The 17,050-nt window shown below is 73.6% G+C and carries 11 protein-coding genes; 3 read left to right on the forward strand and 8 right to left on the reverse strand.

The window, feature by feature from the left end; translation table 11 throughout:
• Positions 1 to 34 precede the first annotated feature (34 nt).
• The 4 genes from ACFYST_RS22450 to ACFYST_RS22465 form a co-directional block, all read right to left on the reverse strand.
• A complete protein-coding gene (locus tag ACFYST_RS22450) occupies positions 35 to 2,134 on the reverse strand; it encodes an SUKH-4 family immunity protein (RefSeq protein ID WP_387641689.1) in 2,100 nt (699 codons plus the stop codon).
• 34 nt (positions 2,135 to 2,168) lie between these two features.
• Entirely contained in the window at positions 2,169 to 7,370 is a 5,202-nt protein-coding gene (locus tag ACFYST_RS22455; RefSeq protein ID WP_387865121.1) for a toxin glutamine deamidase domain-containing protein, read from the reverse strand.
• A 140-nt stretch (positions 7,371 to 7,510) separates the two neighbouring features.
• On the reverse strand, positions 7,511 to 7,894 hold the full coding sequence (locus ACFYST_RS22460) for a WXG100 family type VII secretion target (protein WP_387641686.1): 384 nt from the start codon (positions 7,892 to 7,894) through the stop codon (positions 7,511 to 7,513).
• A gap of 348 nt (positions 7,895 to 8,242) precedes the next feature.
• Entirely contained in the window at positions 8,243 to 8,941 is a 699-nt protein-coding gene (locus ACFYST_RS22465) for an ArsR/SmtB family transcription factor (protein ID WP_387641684.1), read from the reverse strand.
• Between the two features lie 268 nt (positions 8,942 to 9,209).
• On the opposite strand from ACFYST_RS22465, the gene ACFYST_RS22470 reads away from it, so the two are divergent.
• Both ACFYST_RS22470 and ACFYST_RS22475 read left to right on the forward strand, forming a co-directional pair.
• Positions 9,210 to 10,388 (forward strand): serine hydrolase domain-containing protein, encoded by a 1,179-nt coding sequence (locus ACFYST_RS22470; protein ID WP_387864839.1) that lies wholly within the window; start codon positions 9,210 to 9,212, stop codon positions 10,386 to 10,388.
• Between the two features lie 77 nt (positions 10,389 to 10,465).
• Positions 10,466 to 11,629 carry a serine hydrolase domain-containing protein gene (locus ACFYST_RS22475; protein WP_387864841.1) on the forward strand — a complete coding sequence of 388 codons (1,164 nt, stop codon included), beginning with the start codon at positions 10,466 to 10,468 and terminating at the stop codon, positions 11,627 to 11,629.
• Between the two features lie 329 nt (positions 11,630 to 11,958).
• Here the strand turns inward: ACFYST_RS22475 and ACFYST_RS22480 are convergent, their stop codons facing one another.
• The 3 genes from ACFYST_RS22480 to ACFYST_RS22490 all read right to left on the reverse strand — a co-directional run bounded on the left by ACFYST_RS22480 (position 11,959) and on the right by ACFYST_RS22490 (position 15,352).
• A complete protein-coding gene (locus ACFYST_RS22480) occupies positions 11,959 to 13,650 on the reverse strand; it encodes a hypothetical protein (protein ID WP_387864843.1) in 1,692 nt (563 codons plus the stop codon).
• Complete coding sequence (locus ACFYST_RS22485; protein ID WP_387641674.1) at positions 13,647 to 14,369, reverse strand: ABC transporter ATP-binding protein; 723 nt, start codon at positions 14,367 to 14,369, stop codon at positions 13,647 to 13,649. Before ACFYST_RS22485 ends, ACFYST_RS22480 begins: the two co-directional genes overlap by 4 nt.
• Before the next feature lie 86 nt (positions 14,370 to 14,455).
• Complete coding sequence (locus ACFYST_RS22490) at positions 14,456 to 15,352, reverse strand: NAD-dependent epimerase/dehydratase family protein (protein WP_387864845.1); 897 nt, start codon at positions 15,350 to 15,352, stop codon at positions 14,456 to 14,458.
• Between the two features lie 151 nt (positions 15,353 to 15,503).
• Here ACFYST_RS22490 and ACFYST_RS22495 point away from each other — a divergent pair, with 151 nt between their 5' ends.
• The gene (locus ACFYST_RS22495; protein WP_387864847.1) at positions 15,504 to 16,463 is read left to right on the forward strand and encodes a GlxA family transcriptional regulator; all 960 of its coding nucleotides are present in this window, start codon (positions 15,504 to 15,506) and stop codon (positions 16,461 to 16,463) included.
• Positions 16,464 to 16,488: 25 nt separating this feature from the next.
• Here ACFYST_RS22495 and ACFYST_RS22500 read toward each other — a convergent pair whose 3' ends face one another.
• Positions 16,489 to 17,040 (reverse strand): GNAT family N-acetyltransferase, encoded by a 552-nt coding sequence (locus ACFYST_RS22500; protein ID WP_387864849.1) that lies wholly within the window; start codon positions 17,038 to 17,040, stop codon positions 16,489 to 16,491.
• Positions 17,041 to 17,050 lie beyond the last annotated feature (10 nt).

Here is a 17,050-nt window from a genome sequence, read left to right on the forward strand (position 1 = left end):
GGTCTCTCCGGTCGGGGGAGTGGGCGGCGGGGAGTCAGGCCCAGGTGTCGGGTTCGAGGACGTACTGCCAGCTGTCGGTGGCGGCGGCGTCGGGGTCGATTCCGGCGAGGCGGGTGCGGAGTTCGGAGAGCAGGTCGTAGCTGTCGGCCTCGGTGGGCCAGTAGGCCGTCAGGTACTGGGTCTGGACGGCGACCATGGTGAGGAAGTGCTCCAGGGTGGTGCCGATCAGCGGCTCGCTGGGGCTGGTCGTGTCGGGCCAGTGCGCGGGCATCGTGCGGAGCACCCGGCCGTTGCTGCCGTCGAGCACCAGGTCGGCAGCGATCCAGCCGCCGAGCAGGTAGCACGGTCCGCCGCCGTCCGGGCGGTTGCGGGCGGGCAGCCCGTCGCCGGGGGTGAGCCAGTAGCCGGTGGGGCTGTCGACGGCGGGCAGGCCGACGGTGGCAAGCAGTTCGCGGGTCGGCCGGTGGGTGATGCCGTCCGGGACGGGGTCGATCCGGTGCAACTGCCCGGCGCCGAAGGCCTGTTCCAGCAGCTGCCGCAGGTCGGGCGTGTCGGCGGGGTCGTAGGGGCGGGGCAGCTGGCGGCCGAACGAGCCGACCGGCGCCACCAGTCGGTGCTCGGGCGCGTCGCGCAGCAGCGTGACGTCCGGCCGGACGGCGTAGGCGCCGCGCACCCCGGCCAGCACCAGCAGGTCGCCGACGGAGCCGACGGCATCCGCGTCGGGGTGGTGGAACAGTCCGAGCGGCGCACCGTCCGGACCGTCCAGGATCTCGGCGTAGCCGACCTTCTGACGTACCGTCAACTGGGCCTCGCCCGGCTCGAGTTCGTCGCCGTCGTCCGGGACCGACTCCCCCGTGGACGCGTCCCGGAGGAAGCGGTTCTCCTCCTCGTCCTCGATGACGGCGATGGGCCTGCCGCCCAGTTCGGCGGCCTGCACCAGGTCGATCTCCTCGGTGTGCCAGGGCTCGGTGCGGGGGGTGAACGCGCCGATCGGGCTCCACCGGGACCACACGGTGCGGAAGGTCAGCGGTTCGGGGCAGGCCGCGGCGAGCGCCTCGGCCCGGTCGAACTGCCCGCGGGTGTGGGCGTCGTGGGCGAGCCGGGCGATCCACTCGCCGTGCGGCGCGCCGGCCAGGCCGTAACCGACGAGGTAGCGCAGGGCGGCGGCGGGGGTGCCGTAGCGGAACGCGCCGTCGGCGTACGCGGTGCGCAGGGCCTCGGTCAGCGCGTCCTGCGGGACGTGCGCGAGGGCGCGGGCGTCGTCGAGCAGTTCGTCGAAGCGTCCGGCGGCGGCGGCGTGGCCGGGCAGCGAACGCGCCGCCCACGGCTCGGTCAGGTCGGCGGCCGACAGCTGCTCCGTCATCCGGGAGTGGAACGCGGCGGCCTCGACCGGGGCGTAACGCAGTTCCTCGACCAGGGCGGGACGGTCGAACCCGACCGTGCCGTCCGCCTCCCGCACCAGCGGCTCGGCGGCGAGCGTCAGCAGGTCGGCCTCGGTCACCAGGACGTCGGCGGCCCGGCACAGCTCGGCCCAGCCGGCCACCGGCACGCGGCGCAGCTGGGCGTTGGCCAGCGCCCGCAACGCGGACAGGGTCTGCGGCGGGACGGCGGCGGTCAGCGCCGCCAGTTCCTCCGGGCCCGTGCCGCCGGGAAGTCGGAGCACGTCCAGCCAGTACCCGGTGGGCTCGGTGGCGGGCGGTTCGGGGGGCTGCGACTGTTCGACGACCAGTTGCAGCCGACCCTCCTGCGCGGGGATGGCGAGCTCGGCGACCACCGCCCGGGCCTGGTCGGCCGCGCCGCCGGCCGCCGAGCCCGCCAGCTGGGTGTTGGCGAGCAGCACGGTGCGGGGCGTCCAGTCGCGGCGCAGCGCCCGCTTCAGTTCGTCCAGGCTGCCGAAGGTGCGCTCCAACACGCCGGTGCGGTCGATCAGTTCCTGCACCACGGAGTCGGCGCTGCGCCCGGCGAAGTCGATCAGGAGCGCCGCCGGGAACGCCTCGGCGATCCCGGCGAGCACCGCGCTCTTCCCGCTGCCGGCCGGGCCGGTCACGTGGAGCCGGCCCCGGCTGCCGTCCTGCAGTCGCTCGGTGGCGGCGGTGATCGCCGCCGTCACCGCCGTCTCGTCGCGCCCGGTCATCCGGCCACTCCCTTGCTCACTCGCTCATGTTCGTTCAGTGCTGCGGCCCGGCCGGAGCTGGGGGCTGACGGTGCTGCTCCATCCCCATCCAGGCCCGGCCCACCTTTGCCACGTGGTCGCCGAAGTCCCGGTCCATCTGCTGCTTGGCCGGGCCGGCCACGTCGGCACCCGCGTCCTTCTGATGCCGGTACCCGGTCGCATAGTAGACCGGCACGCCCGTCTGATCACGCGACAGATAGCCCGAGCAGTCCGCGTGACCTGGGCCGATGCCGCACGGCTCGCGCTCGGTGTAGAGGCTGAGCACCTCCGGTTGGTCCTTCTGGTCACGGGTGGCCTTCAGGTGGTCCATCCAGCCGCCGAGGTGCGTCTCGGAGTGCAGCGGCGTGATCCCGGCCCGCGGCTTGCTGGGCGGAACCGAGCTGTCCACCACGAAACTGACCTGCCGCGTCTTGGGGTCGTACACCTCGATCACCGCGTAGTTGCGCCCGGTGAGGTCCGGCCGGTGCACGGCCTGGTTGACCGCGGCCTGGATGCTGCGCGTCCCGAACGCCTGCTTGATGTCCGCACGGAGCTGCTGGTAGTCCGGCGACTGCTTCAGCCCCGCCTCGCCCTTGGACGTGCTGTGGTCGACGCCGCCGCGGCTCGCGGTGTCCGCCTCGCCCGGGCGGGAGCCGGCCACCCGCGGGTCGGCGTTGTACGGGTGGGCCATCGACTCGGGGCTGGCGCCCACACCGTGGTTCTGGTGGAACGCGTCGCTCATACGGCCCATGGCGGCGACCGCCGCGCCCTGCTCGCCCGGGTTCATGTCCTTGAACCCGGGCAGCTTGGCCTCCAGATCGGCCCGGGTGAACGTCTTCGGGCCGGCCTGCGCGTCGCCCTTGCTCTCGTCCAGCACCTTGGCGAGATCGCCGCTGGCCGCCCACTCGTTCAGCTTGTTGTAGACGCCGTTCCGGTCGATCTGGCGGACGTCGTTGGTCTCCCGCAGCCGAACCTGGGCGTCGTCCGGCGGGAGGTTGCTGTGCGTCTGGTTCTTGTCCTGCTTCGGGCCGAGATTCTCGTCGGAGCGGGCCGCTTCGTGGATCGGGTGGTCGGGGTCGTTCGCCCGCCGCTCGTCGATGACCTGCTTGTCGGTCTTGGGCGTGTCGTTGTGGTGCGACGGTCCGGCCTCGGCGTTCCCGTCCCCGCTGTGCTTCGGCTTCTTGGTGGGCGCGCCGCCCTCGGGGTCGTCCTCCGCCTTGTTCTTCTTGCCCGCCGGGTCTTCCGGACGCCGGTCGGGGGTGCCTTGGTCCTTGGCGCTGTGGTCCTTGGCGTTGTGGTCCTGGGTGCTGTGGTCTCCGGTCGGGTGGCGGTCGGGGTCGAGGGTGATCGCGAACACGCCGTGGTCACCGTTGTAAAGCGGCTTGTCACTGCGCTGGCCGGTCTGGTTGTCCAGGTAGGTGATCTTCCCGTCGTGGTTGACGACGTTCCACGCGTGGGCCCGCCCGTTGGCGTCCTGCGTGATGATCACCGCCTGCGAGCCGTGCCCGTCCCCGCGCAACTGGTCCTCGACCCGACGGAACGCCGCGTCCCCGTTGCCCATGTCCCGGAACGGCGCCCCGAGTTGACCCTCAGCCCGGTCCCGGCCGCCCCGCTCCCCCTCCGGCCCACCGTCGCGCCGCGGCGCGGCCGCCGTCGGATTCCCGCTGTACGTGTCGGCCGTCGACAGCGCCACATCGAGGCAGTTGTTGTCCCGCCCCGGCGCCCGGTGCCCGTCCCCGTTGACCGCCCCCGGCCAGTCCCCGTTCGGATCCGGATGCCGCTGCGGCGTCCCGTCCGGATTCCGCGGCACCCGGCTCTCCAGATCCACCTGATGCTGCGGATCCGGCCGGTCCAGCCCACCCGGCGTGTCGTACGGCCGACTGTCCGCGAGCGCCTCCGGCCGGTGCGCATGGCCGTCCGCGACCGGACCGTCGTGGTGCGAGGCGTCGGCGGAGTGCGAGGGGTCGGCGGTGGACGCGTCCGAGTGCGAACTCCCCGCCTCGGGGTGGTCAGCGCTCGGACGGTCGGTGTCGGGGCGGGCCGCGTCCTGGTGATCGGCGTCGTGACGATCGGCGTCGGGGTGCGTCGAGTCCGGGCGCGCGGAATCGGGGCGAGCACCGTCTGGACGCGCCGTGTCGGGGTGGCCCGCGTCGGGACGCGCCGTGTCGGGGTGGCCCGCGTCGGGACGCGCCGTGTCGGGGTGGCCCGCGTCGGGACGCGCCGTGTCAGGGCGCGAACCGTCCGGACGACCGGCGTCAGGACGACCGGCATCCGGGCGAGTTGAGTCGGGACGGCCCGCGTCAGGACGCGCGGAATCCGGGCGACCCGCGTCCGGCCGCGCACCGTCGGGGCGCGAAGCGTCCGGACGGCCGGTGTCAGGACGGCTCGCGTCAGGGCGGGTTGAGTCCGGACGGTCCGTGTCAGGACGTCCACCTTCGGGACGCGCCGCATCCGGGCGCCCGGCATCCGGCCGCGCACCGTCGGGGCGCGAAGCGTCCGGACGGCCGGTGTCAGGACGGCTCGCGTCAGGGCGGGTTGAGTCCGGGCGGCCGGTGTTCGGACGCCCGCTATCGGGACGCGTCGCGTCGGGACGCGCCGCATCCGGCCGCGTGGTGTCCGGGCGACCTGCATCGGGGCGCCCGCCTTCGGGGCTCACCGGGCCGAACCGGCCCGCGTCCGGGCGCCCACCCTCGGGGCTCACCGGGCCCAGCCGGCCCACGTCCGGGCGTCCGCCGCCGGAGCGAGCCGTGTCGGCCGCCGGGCGCGGCGTGAATGTGGAGTTGCCGTTGTGCTGTTGCCCCTGGTGGGCCGAGCCCTGACTCGGCACCGTCGGCGCGGAACCGGGTCCGGACGTCGCTCGGCCCGCACCCGCACCGGACGGAGCGCCGCCACCCGGCATCGCGCCACCGCCCATCGGCATGCCGCCACCCGGCACACCGGCCCCACCCGCAGGGCCGACACTCGTGCCGTCCGGGCCGGTCGTCGGAATACCGCCAACACCCGGCCGCTGGTCGGGACCGGCGTGGGGCGGCGTCGCCGTGGCGGTGGCACCGAGACCGGCCACGTCCAGACGCGGCGGCACCTGACCGGTGTGCGCGCCGGAGTCGGAGTCACCGTTCCGCTGGTCGCCGCCCCGGAACGGCGGCGCACCCCCGGCCGAAACGGGGCCCCCGACTGGCGGGCGCGAGTCGGCTCCGTGCGACGGACCCGACGACGAGTCACCCCCACGCGCCGGCTCGTGCCCGAAGCTGTCGCCCACCCCCGGCTGCGGGTGCACCGTGAAGCCCGGCTTGTGACTGGCGTCGCCGAAGTCAGTGGCGGCGCCGCCGTGGTACTGGACGCTCATCTGGTCCTGGACGATCTTGACCCCGTTGGAGTCCTTGACGACGTCGCCGTTCAACGAATGCTCGTCGAAGTCCAGCTTGTACTTGTGGTCGGGCCCGGGAGTCGGACCGTCATGCCCGCCCGGACGCCCACCATCGGTACCGGTCTGCGACGCACCAGCGTGCGACGGCCCGTGATGCTCAGGCCCACGCCCCGCGCCATCGTGCCCAGCCGGCCGACCCGCATCAACATCCGGCCGATGCGACGAACCATCATGCCCCTCCGGACGACCCACATCCGGCCCAGCCCCACGCGACGAACCGTCATGCCCCACCGGACGCCCAGCATCCGACTCCGACCGATGCGGCACACCATCCGTACCCGTCGGCGACGCACCAGCGTGCGACGGCCCGTGATGCTCAGACCCACGCCCCGCACCGTCATGCCCAGCCGGCCGACCCGCATCAACATCCGGCCGATGCCCCGAACCATCATGCCCCGCCGGACGACCCACATCCGGCCCAGCCCCACGCGACGAACCATCGTGCCCCACCGGACGCCCAGCATCCGACTCCGACCGATGCGGCACACCGTCATGCCCAGCCGGACGCCCACCGTCAGCCCCGGTCCTCGGCCCCCCGCCGTCCGCACCGGTCCGCGTGGAGCCGTCGTGTGACGACGGGCCGGACGGGCCGGACGGGCCGGACGCGCCGGACGGGCCGGACGCGCCGGACGCGCCGGCGGCGGCCTCGTGGCTGGGGGGCTGGTGGTCGGTGCCGAGGCGGGTGCCGAAGGGGTCGAGCGCCGGGCCGTGGTCGGCGCGTGGCGGACGGGGCGGCGCGGGCTGGTTCCCGCTGTTCGGCGCGTGGTGGTCCGACCCGCTGCCCGCCGAATCGGCGGAGCCGGACGAACTAGGCGTCGGACCGTTGCCGTTCCCACCGTGCTGCGAAGGCCCGCCGCTGGACGAACTCCCGCCCCCGGAGGACGAGTTCACGTGCGGACCACCCGACGGCACCGGCCCGGCCCCGTGCCCGGGAGACGACGCCCCGGCGCCCGAACCCGAATCCCCTCCCGAACGGTCACTCCCGGAGCGGTCGCCCCCACCCGAAGAGGAGTCCCCCGAGCCGTGCCCGCCCGAAAACGAATCCCCATGCCCGGCCGCATGGTCGATGCCGCTGCGGACGTGGCCGCCGGCCCGCGAACCGACGCCGTCGCGGAGGGCCTCGGTGAAGGTCTGGCCGGAGTTCTTGACGGAGTCGACGAAGTCCTCGGCGCCGCGCTTGGCCGTCCGCCCCAGGTCGTACCCGTTCTGCGCACCGAAGTTCTGGTTCACGGTCTGCGCGATCAGGTCGCTGATCATGCCCTGGATCGCCGAGACCGCCGGCTCCTTCAGCGTCTCCATGATCGCTTCCATCAGCGCCTGCCGAAGCTCCTTCAGCAACCGCCGCACAATCATCTTCGTCGCCGTCGTCGCCCCGACCGCGCCCAGCTCCGACAGACCCAGCGTGAACGGCGCAGCCGCCTGAGCGGCGATCAACTCCACGGCCAGCGCCACCAGTTGAGCGATCACGGCCACCTTGCACGTGACCACGATCACCGCCGCCGCGTCGAACGCCACAGCGATCAGCCGCGCCGCCGACGCCGCGTCCGCGAGATACCCGTCCGAACCGCCGCCGGAGAACTTCTCCCAGGTCTTGCCGAACGCGTCGATGCTGTCACCCGAGTTGCTCGACAGCACACCGTTCGCCGCGCTCGCACCCCGGTAGTGGAGCTCCTCCACCTGGTCCGCGAAGTCCCGCCAGACCTGCGCCGACTCCCGGAGCTTGTCCTCGTCCGCGGTCGGCCAGTCGAAGCCGAGCATCTCCAGGACCCACTCGACACTGCTCGGCAACATCAGCGACACTTCGCCAAACCCCCTGGACCTCACACGAACGAACGGACGGACCAACAGACGGACGGGCCGTCAACCGGCGCGAGGGCGCCGGAACGGACGCGGCGCCGGGCATCGGGCCCGCCGCGTCGAGAGCGGCCGGGTCAGTAGACCCTCGGCCGGTACAGCGCCCGGATCTGGCCGCCGACTTCGCCCTCGCGGGCTTCCAGGGTGTGGATGTTGCTCTCGTTCTGGCTCTCGGTGGCCTCGTGGCTGTCGGCCATGCTCTGCAGCTTGCCGCCGATCTCGCCGATCCGGGTGCCGAGGGAGTCCATCGACTCCTTCATGCCGTCGCGCAGGCCCTCGTAGACGATGCCGAACTTTTCGCCGAGGTCGTCGTCGCCCCAGGGGGGCGTGTCGCCCTGTTCGAGCGATTCGAGCCGGCCGGAGAGGGTCTGGAGGGCGGCGAGGAAGTCCTGACCGACGGCGGACATGTTCCTGCCCTCGATCCGGAGACTTGCCGAATCGACCACGATCTGCTGAGACATGCCCGCCCCCGACTTGCACCGCCGGGGTCGCTCGTCATGCTGGCCCCGTGAGTTCGGGACCCTCGGGCCGGCTTCCGGCGGCCGGGGGTCCGCTTTGGTGCCTGCAATCATAGGACCCAAATCATTTGCCAAGCCATGCCGCCTGCCGACTGTGCAAAAGCTTGTCACCACTCCTCCACCGCCCGACCGGTGGCCCGCGCTCCCCCGATCACCCCGCGGGGGCCCACCGGCCTTGACCGGCCCGGGAGTTCCGCCGACGGAGTTTCCGACCGTCCCTCATGACAGAGGCCCACAAAGGCCCCGCCACCAACCAACAATTCCCCCACAACTTCGTCACATGACGCCGACTCAGGCCGCGGCCCCGCCCGCACTCCCGTCGCGGCCCGCGTCGATGGGGAGGTCGGCGAGCCGCCACTCCAGCATCCCGTCGTCCAGCCGGATCGCCCGCCGCCCGCGCGCGGTGAGCAGCCGGACGGCGTCGTAGGCGAGGGCGCAGTACGCGCCGCGGCAGTAGACGACGACCTCGGCGTCCTCGGGGAGTTCGCCGATCCGCGCGACGAGTTCCTCGACGGGGATGGAGAGCGCGCCGGGGATGTGCCCGGCGGTGTACTCCTCGACGGGGCGGACGTCGAGGGCGACGGCCCGGCCGTCGGCGATCCGGGTCAGCAGGTCCTCGCGGGAGACGGCGTCCGGCTCGCCCGGGTCTTCGGGGCCGAGGTACGCGGTGCGGGCGGGGGCGACGGCGGCCTGGTGGCGTTCGGCCACCCGGCGCAGCAGGTCGAGGAGTTGGGCGACGTCCCCGCCGGCCAGGCGGTAGTGGATGCGGACGCCGTCGCGGCGGGTGGCGACCAGGCCGGTCTGCTTGAGCGTCTGGAGGTGCGCGGAGGCGGTGGTGAGGTTGAGGCCGGCGGCTTTGGCCAGTGCGTCGACGGTGCGTTCGCCCTGGGCCAGCAGGTCGAGCAGTTCGAGCCGTTTGCCGCTGGAGAGGGCTTTCCCGGTGGCGGCGAACGCCTCGTAGAGCTCGGTTTTCGCGGCCCGGTCCGCCATGGCTGCGGCCCCTTTCTCGGTAATTCTATGGAATAAGGGTACTCCCCACACTCCCCACCCCGCTCGATCCGCCGAGCCCGGGCCGACGCGCAGTGGACACGGGCAGGGCGCCGCACGGCCCCGGGAGTACGGTCCTGCACCAGTCCCAGACCCGGAGCACGCTCCCGGGTGCGGTTTCGTCCTCTGCGCGGACGGATTGACGACTCGTCAGATGGTCCTCTTGAAGGGCGCCGCGAAGAGCTCCGGCGCCTACCCAGGGGGCTTTCCCATGAACACACACGCACCGCAGCACCACCGTCCGAACCGCCGTCCGAACCGCCTCCGCGGCCGCCGGCACGGGGTGGCGGCGACCGTGACCGCCGTGGCCGCCGCCGTGGTGGCCGGCGTCCTGGCACCGTCCGCGGCCACCGCCGCACCGCGCCCGGACTCCGTGCAGCAGCGCCTCGACGCGCTGGTGAAGGACGACGGGATGCCCGCCGCCCTCGCCACCGTCAAGGGCCGCGACGGCCGCACCCGCACCTACACCGCCGGTGTCGGCGACCTGGCCACCAAGGCCAAGGTCCCGGTGGACGGGCAGGTCCGGATCGCCAGCAACACCAAGATGTTCACCGCCGTCGTCGTCCTGCAGCTCGTCGCCGAGGGCAAGATCGGCCTGGACGCGAGCGTGGACACCTACCTGCCGGGCCTGGTGCGCGGCGACGGCTTCGACGGCCGGAACATCACCGTCCGCCAGCTGCTCCAGCACACCAGCGGCCTGCCCGAGTACATGAACACCGGGGGCATAATCAGCGACCCCAAGCGGTACGTCGAACCGCGCGAACTCCTCGACGCCGCGCTGGCCCAGAAGGCCCACTTCGCGCCCGGCACCCAGTGGGAGTACAACAACACCAACTACCTGCTGGCGGGCCTGATCGTCCAGAAGGTCACCGGACGCCCGATCGGCGAGGAGATCACCAAGCGCGTCGTCGAGCGGATCGGCCTGCGTCACACCTACTTCCCGCTCGCCGGGGACATGACGATCCACGAGGCGCACCCCAAGGGCTACCTGCGCGGCGAGGACGGGTCGCTGACCGACTACACGGAGCTGGACCCGTCCTGGGGCTGGGCGGCCGGCGCGATGGTCTCGACCAACACCGATCTCACCCGGTTCTACGAGGCACTGCTCGGCGGCCGTCTGCTGCCCGCGGCCCAGCTCGCCCAGATGCGCACCACCGTCCCCGCCGAGCTGCTCGGCGCCGGAGTCCGCTACGGCCTCGGCCTGATCAGCCGCCCGCTCTCCTGCGGCGGGGTCTCCTGGGGGCACGGCGGGGCGATCCCGGGCTACGAGACCTTCGGCGGCATCACCGACGACGGCCGCGCCGCGAGCATCGCCGTGACCGCGTTCCCGGGCAACGGCGACGCCGGTGCGCACGCCGAGCAGGCGGTGGACGAGGCGCTCTGCCGCTGACCTTCCCCGGGCGGCCCGCGCCGGTTCTCGGCGCGGGCCGCCCCTCCGCCCTTCCTCTTCCCACCCGTGGAGTCCCGATGAACGAACACACCCCGCAGCGCACCGCGCGCCGCACCCGCATGGTGCGGTACGCCACGACGGCCACGGCCGCCGCCGGGCTCGCGCTGACCGCTCTCGCCCCGACCGCGGCCACCGCCGCACCGCGCCCGGACGTCGTGCAGCAGCGCCTCGACGCGCTGGTGAAGGACCACGGGATGCCCGCCGCCCTCGCCACCGTCAAGGGGCGCGACGGCCGCAGCCGCACCTACACCGCCGGTGTCGGCGACCTGGTCACCGGGTCCAAGGTCCCGGTCGACGGGCAGATCCGGGCCGGCAGCAACACCAAGGCGTTCACCGCCGTCGTCGTCCTGCAACTGGTCGCCGAGGGCAAGGTCGGCCTCGACACGGACGTCGACACCTACCTGCCGCGTCTCCTGCGCGGCGACGGCATCGACGGCCGGAACATCACGGTCCGCCAGCTGCTCCAGCACACCAGCGGCCTGCCCGACTACCTGGACGCCCCCGCGCTGGCCGACTTCGTCCCCATCCAGTACCGCTACTTCGAGCCGCGCGAACTCCTCGACGGGGCACTGGCCCAGAAGGCGCTGTTCGCCCCCGGGACCGACTGGATGTACAGCAACACCAACTACCTGGTGGCCGGCCTGCTGATCCAGAAGGTCACCGGCCGCCCCTACGGCGAGGAGGTCACCAAGCGCGTCATCGACCGGATCGGCCTGCGCCACACCTACGTCCCGGCCACCGGCGAGACCGCCCTCCGCGAGCCCCACCCGCACGCCTACCTGGCCGCCGAACCGGGCGCGCCGCGGTTCGACTACACCGAGATGGACTCGTCGATGGCCTGGTCCGCGGGGGCGGTCGTGTCCACCGACACCGACCTCAACACCTTCTACAGCGCACTCCTGACGGGCCGCCTGCTGCCCGCCGACCAGCTCGCCCAGATGCGCACCACGGTCCCCGCCGAGCTCTTGGGCCCCGGCGTCCGCTACGGCCTCGGGATCCAGAGCAGGCCACTGACCTGCGGCGGCCTCGCCTGGGGCCATGGCGGCACCTCCGCGGCCCACAAGAACCGGGGCGGCGTCACGGAGGACGGCCGCGCCGTCAGCATCACCGTCACCACCGTCCCGGACGCACCCACCGCCAAGCACATGACGGACGCGGTCGACGCGGCCCTCTGCCGCTGACTCCCGCAGGCCCTGTTCGCCCTCGATGCGACGGCTTCCTCACGACTCGGCGCCGCGGCACCGCCGTTCACCCGCTTGAGGACCCGGTACGGCGGCTGCGTGACGTCGACCCCGGCCAAGGCATCACGCAGGTGCCGGGTGAGGGCCGCGTGGGCCAGGCCGGACCTGCTCCGATCATGTCCCGCCCCGCCGAGGCGAGTTGACTGCACCGCCCGCCCGCCCACGTCGCGAACGTGCCGAAGACGTCCGTCGGTTGATCCGGCGGTCCTCCCACACACCGCAGGGCCGGAAGGCTGTCCTCGCAGCCTCCCGGCCCTGCCGTCCGCCCGCTACAGCTGGCCCACCGTGCCGAGCCGGGTCTGGGTCGGGAGTTTGGCCGCTCTGCCCTTTGCCCAGTGGAACAGGGCGATCGCCACCGTCAGGGCGATCGCCACGGACTGGGGCAGGGAGCCCGCCGAGCCGCTGCGCAGGGCTGCCGAGAACGGGACGGCCAGCATGGGGACCGCGACGGCGGGGCCGGCGGCGTGCCAGGCGGCGAAGAAGGCGAGGCCGCTGCTTCCGCCGCCCGAGGCCGCGGAGCGGTAGAGCAGGTCCTGGCGGGCGGCGCCGCGGCAGGCGTTGACCAGGCCGGCGGCGACCAGGGGCGGGACGGCGACGAGGGTCAGCCAGGCGGTCGGGCCGCCGCCGAGGGCGAGCACGGTCGCGCAGCCGGCTGCGGCGAGGGCGAGGCCGAGGGCGGTGGGCACCACGGCGTGGCGCAGCATGAGGCCGGCGAAGGGGTACGGGGACCAGGAGGCGCGGCGGACGTCGTCGGTCTCGATCCGGGCGGGCTCGAGGAGTTGGGCGACGGCCAGGTAGTCGAAGGCGAGGGCGACGGCGGTCACGGCCCAGGACAGGACGCCCCGGGTGTCGTGGGCGAGGACGGCGCAGAACACGGCGGGGACGGTGAGCAGGACGGCGCGTCCGAGCCGGGCGGGTGCGCGGAGCAGGGAGAGGGTGTCGCGCCAGTACAGGATCAGCCAGGGCTGCCGGGGTGCGGGCAGTCGGACCCGGAGCTGTCGTCCGCTGCCGGACGCGTTGGTGACGGCGAGCCGCGCGGCGCGGAGTTCGACCGTCTGCAGCGCGGCCAGCACCCCGGCCGCGGTGCGGGCGCGTTCGCGCAGCAGGGGCAGCGGGAGGGTGGCGGCGGCCCGGTCGGCGAGCACCAGGCAGGCGACGGTCGGCAGGACCAGCAGGGCGGCGGCGATCGCGCCTCCGGGGACGGCGGCGGGTGTCGGGGCCAGCGCGGCGAGCGCGGCCCAGCCCCACGGGCCGGACCACAGTTCCACGCGTTCGAGCCAGTGGACGGGGTGGCCGGCGACCGCCAGCGCGCTCTGTGCCGCGAGTGCCAGGATCAGCACGGTCACCACGGGGGTCAGCCGGCGTACCCAGGTGGCGGCCCGGGGGCTGCTCTGCACCAGCAGGCCGGCGCAGACGCCGAGCAGCGGCAGGCAGGCCCCGCCGGCCAGGCACCAGCCGAGGGCGGCGGGCAGGCCGACGCGCACGGTCAGGCCGAGTGCCACCATGCCGCCGACGGCGATCACCAGCCCGGGGAAGAGGGCGAGCCCGCAGGAGAGCCAGAACCAGGGCCGCAGCACCGGCCGGGGTCGGACGGGGTGGGCGAGCAGCCAGTCGGTGGTGGCGCGCGGGGGTACGACCGGCCCGCGCCAGAGTCCGTCGCGGACGGCGATCAGCAGGGTCGCGAGCCCGGCGGCGGCGATTCCGCTGGGCATGGCGGCGAGCAGGTCGGGTCCGTGCGCGGTGTAGTCGGCGCCCAGCGAGGCGTGGAGGAAGAGGCCGAAGCTGGGGATGCCGCCCCAGATCACCAGGATGAGTACGGTGCAGTAGAGCGCGAAGGCGGCTTGCTTGGCCCGGTTGCGCCGGTGCGGTGCGCGCAGGGCGCGCAGCAGTGCGAGTGCTTCCTCGGTCCAGTCGTCGTCCGCCGTCCACTCACTGACGGAGTCGGCCTCGGCGCCGCTCACCGGGCGTCCGCCGATGCGGCGAGGACGGTCTCGGGTGCGCCCTGCCGGACGATCCGCCCGTCCTCCAGCATCACCACCCGGTCGGCGACCTCGAGTGCGAGGTCGGTGTGGTGGGTGACCAGCAACACCGCTACGCCGTCGGCGAGTTCGGCCTTCAGGAGTTCGGCGAGCCGCCGTCGTGCCTCGGGGTCGAGGCGCTGTTCGGGTTCGTCGAGCAGCAGCAGGTCGCGGGGGCGGACGAGTGCGCAGGCCAGCAGCAGGGCCTGCATCTGGCCGGAGGAGAGGGCGGAGGGCAGCGCGTCGGCCCGTTCGGTGAGCGACCGGTTCTCGAGGACCTGCGCGACCCAGTCGGCGGCGTCGGCGACGCCGTGGGCGACGGCGACCAGCAGGAGGTGTTCGCGCACCGTGAGGTCGGGGTAGCAGGCGACGGTGTCGCCGACGACGGCGACCCGGGCGCGTATCCGGGGGTCGTTCTCGTTCATCGCCAGGCCGTCGAACCGGACGGTTCCCGCGGTGGGCAGGTCACGGCCGGCGGCCACCCGCAGCAGCGTCGACTTTCCGGACCCGTTGTGGCCGACCAGTGCGACGCACTCTCCGGCCGCGAGGTCGAGGTCGACGGGGTGGAGCACTTCCCGGTCGCCGTACGACCGGCTCACCCCGGTCAGCTGCAGCAGCGCCTTTCGCGCGGTGGCGCGCGGTGCGGCGGACTTCTTGGCCATGTGGACGACGCCTCTCGACAAGTGGATCGCCCACAGTATGGCCCGCTTCCGCCGCACCGCGTTCCGGTCGCCCCGCGCGGGGCCCGTCAGGCGGTCAGTGCTTCGCGCAGGGTCGAGGCCTTGAGGCCGAAGGTGTCGCGGATGTCACTGTCGTCCACCTGGAACGGACGGTCGGACATGTAGCTCATCTCGATGAACTCCCGCCACAGCGGCTCGCCGAGCGACAGCAGGGTCATCTCCCGTTCGGTGAGCGACTCCAGGCGCGGTTCGGGTGCTCCGTGCAGTTCGGCGAGGGCGCCGGCGGCCCGGCGCAGGGTGGTGGTGATGACGGGCGCGTTCCAGGCCCGGCCCCAGGCCCGCTCGTCGCGGGCGACCGCGACCAGTGCCGTGGCGACGTCCTCGGTGTAGGAGAACGAGTGCACCGCGTCGGGGTTGCCGTGGACAAGGGCCAGCTCGCCCGCCCGGACGCGGGGGGCGACGAGCAGCGTGAACGCCGAGACGGCGCCGGGGCCGAGGTACTGGCCGGCCCGGACTTCGGTGGCGCGCAGCCGCCCTTCCCGGTGGGCCTGTTCGGCCTGCCGCCACAGTTCGGCCCGTACCCGGCCCTTGCGGGTGTGCGGGGCCAGCGGGGTGCGTTCGGTGATCGGGGCGGTGGTCTGCTGGTAGCCGTAGAGGTTGCCGAGCATCACGTAGTCGGCGCCGGCCCGTTCGGTCGCGGCGAGGATCGACGTGAACAGTGGCGGCATGGTCTCCGGCCAGGTGTGGTAGGCGGTCATGGCGGCGTTGAAGACGGTGCCCGCGCCGGTCAGGGCCTCGGCGAGTTCGCCGGTGCGGCCCGCGTCGAGGGCGATCCGCTCGATGCCGGGGTGGTCGGGGCCGCCGCCGCTGCGGGTGATCAGGCGGACGTGCTGCCCGCTGTCGGCGAGCTGCCTGGCGGTCGCGATCCCGGTCGCGCCTGCTCCGATGACGACAGATTCGGTCATGATTCCGGCTCCGATCTTCTTCAAGAACCAACGGTGGAACGCCCTTTGAGGGGGGCGTGGTGCGCGGGGGCCCGGCCGCGGGCTCTACTCTGCCGCGGGTCGGGGGCGTAGGGTCAGTGGCCTGATAGCCACGACCTCCAAGGATTCAGCCATGCACCGTGTCGCCGTCCTGGCCGTCCCGCCGGTCAAGCCCTTCGACCTGTCGATGCCGTCGGTGCTGCTCGGGGCCGCCGAGTCCGGCGGACGGCCCGGCTACGAGGTGACGGTGTGCACGGCCACGCCCGGGATCCTCCCCGCCTCGGGTGGCATCGACGTGGTGGTCGGGCGCGGGCTGGAGGTGGTGGCGGCGGCGGACACGGTGATCGTGCCGTCGACCGCGAGTCGGTACGACGCGGAGCCGGCCGCGCTGGACGCCCTGCGCGAGGCGGCGGCCGCGGGCAAGCGCATCGCCTCGATCTGCAGCGGCGCCTTCGTCCTCGCCCAGGCGGGGCTGCTGGACGGCCGCAGCGCCACCACCCACTGGGCACTGGCCGAGGAACTGCAACGTGCCTTCCCCGCGGTGCGGGTGGACGCGAACCGGCTGTTCGCCGAGGACGGGCGGATCGTCACGGGCGCGGGCTCGGCCGCCGGGCTGGACCTGTGCCTGCACCTGATCGGCTCCGACTACGGCGCCGGCGCGGCCAACGCGGCGGCCCGGGCCGCCGTCGTCACGCCGGTGCGCCACGGCGGGCAGGCGCAGTTCGTGCAGACCCCGCTGCCGGCCGCGACCGGCTCGCCGCTGGACGCGGCCCGCAGCTGGGCGCTGCAACACCTGGACCGGCCGATTTCGCTGCCCGAGCTCGCCGACCGGGCCCGGGTCAGCGTACGGACGCTGACCCGCCGCTTCACCGCCGAGACGGGTGTCACGCCGTTCCAATGGCTGCTCCAGCAGCGGCTGTTGCGGGCGCGCGAGCTGCTGGAGACCACCGAGCTCACCGTCGACCAGGTGGCCGGCCGCAGTGGCCTCGGCTCCGGCGAGTCCCTCCGCCAGCACCTGAACCGGCAGCTCGGCATGACCCCGGCCGCCTATCGCAGCGCCTTCGCCCACCGCCCGGCGGCGAACGCGAGTTGATCCGGCAGCGAGCGTGGGTTGGGACTCAGACGGCCCGGTCGAGGACCAGCTCGTGCTCGACCGACGACTCGTCACCGGGGACGGGAACGGACTGCCCGCTGCGGGTGAAGCCGATCTTCCGGTAGAAGGCCTCGGCACGCTCGTTGTCCTGGTGCACGTACAGCCGGACGCGGGAGACCTTGGGATCGTCGAGCCCGTCGGCGTAGGCGATCGCTGCGTCGAACAGGGCGCGGGCCAGGCCGCTGCCGCGCTGTTCCGGGCGGACGAACACGCCGACCAGGTGGGCCTGGTCGGCCTCGATCTGCCCGCCGAGGACATCCTGCCGGCCGGCGCGTTCGACCAGTACCGTGACCGCCCCGTCCAGCCCGCCGTCCGCCCGCTCGGCGACGAACTGGCGGGCGAGCAGCTCGCCGCCGCCCGCCGCGCGGTCCTGCCAGAACTCGTCCGGCCTGGCAGCGGCGGCTTCGTACGTATCCAGGAAGGCGATGTTCGCGACCGGGTCGCGCAGCGCGTCCAGCCGGAGGTGTTTGACGCTCCGCCAGTCCTCGGCGGTGGTGGCTCGTATCACGTGGTTCATGCACGAGATC

Source organism: Kitasatospora sp. NPDC004614 (assembly GCF_042873675.1).
In the GTDB taxonomy this organism is placed as follows: Bacteria; Actinomycetota; Actinomycetes; order Streptomycetales; family Streptomycetaceae; genus Kitasatospora.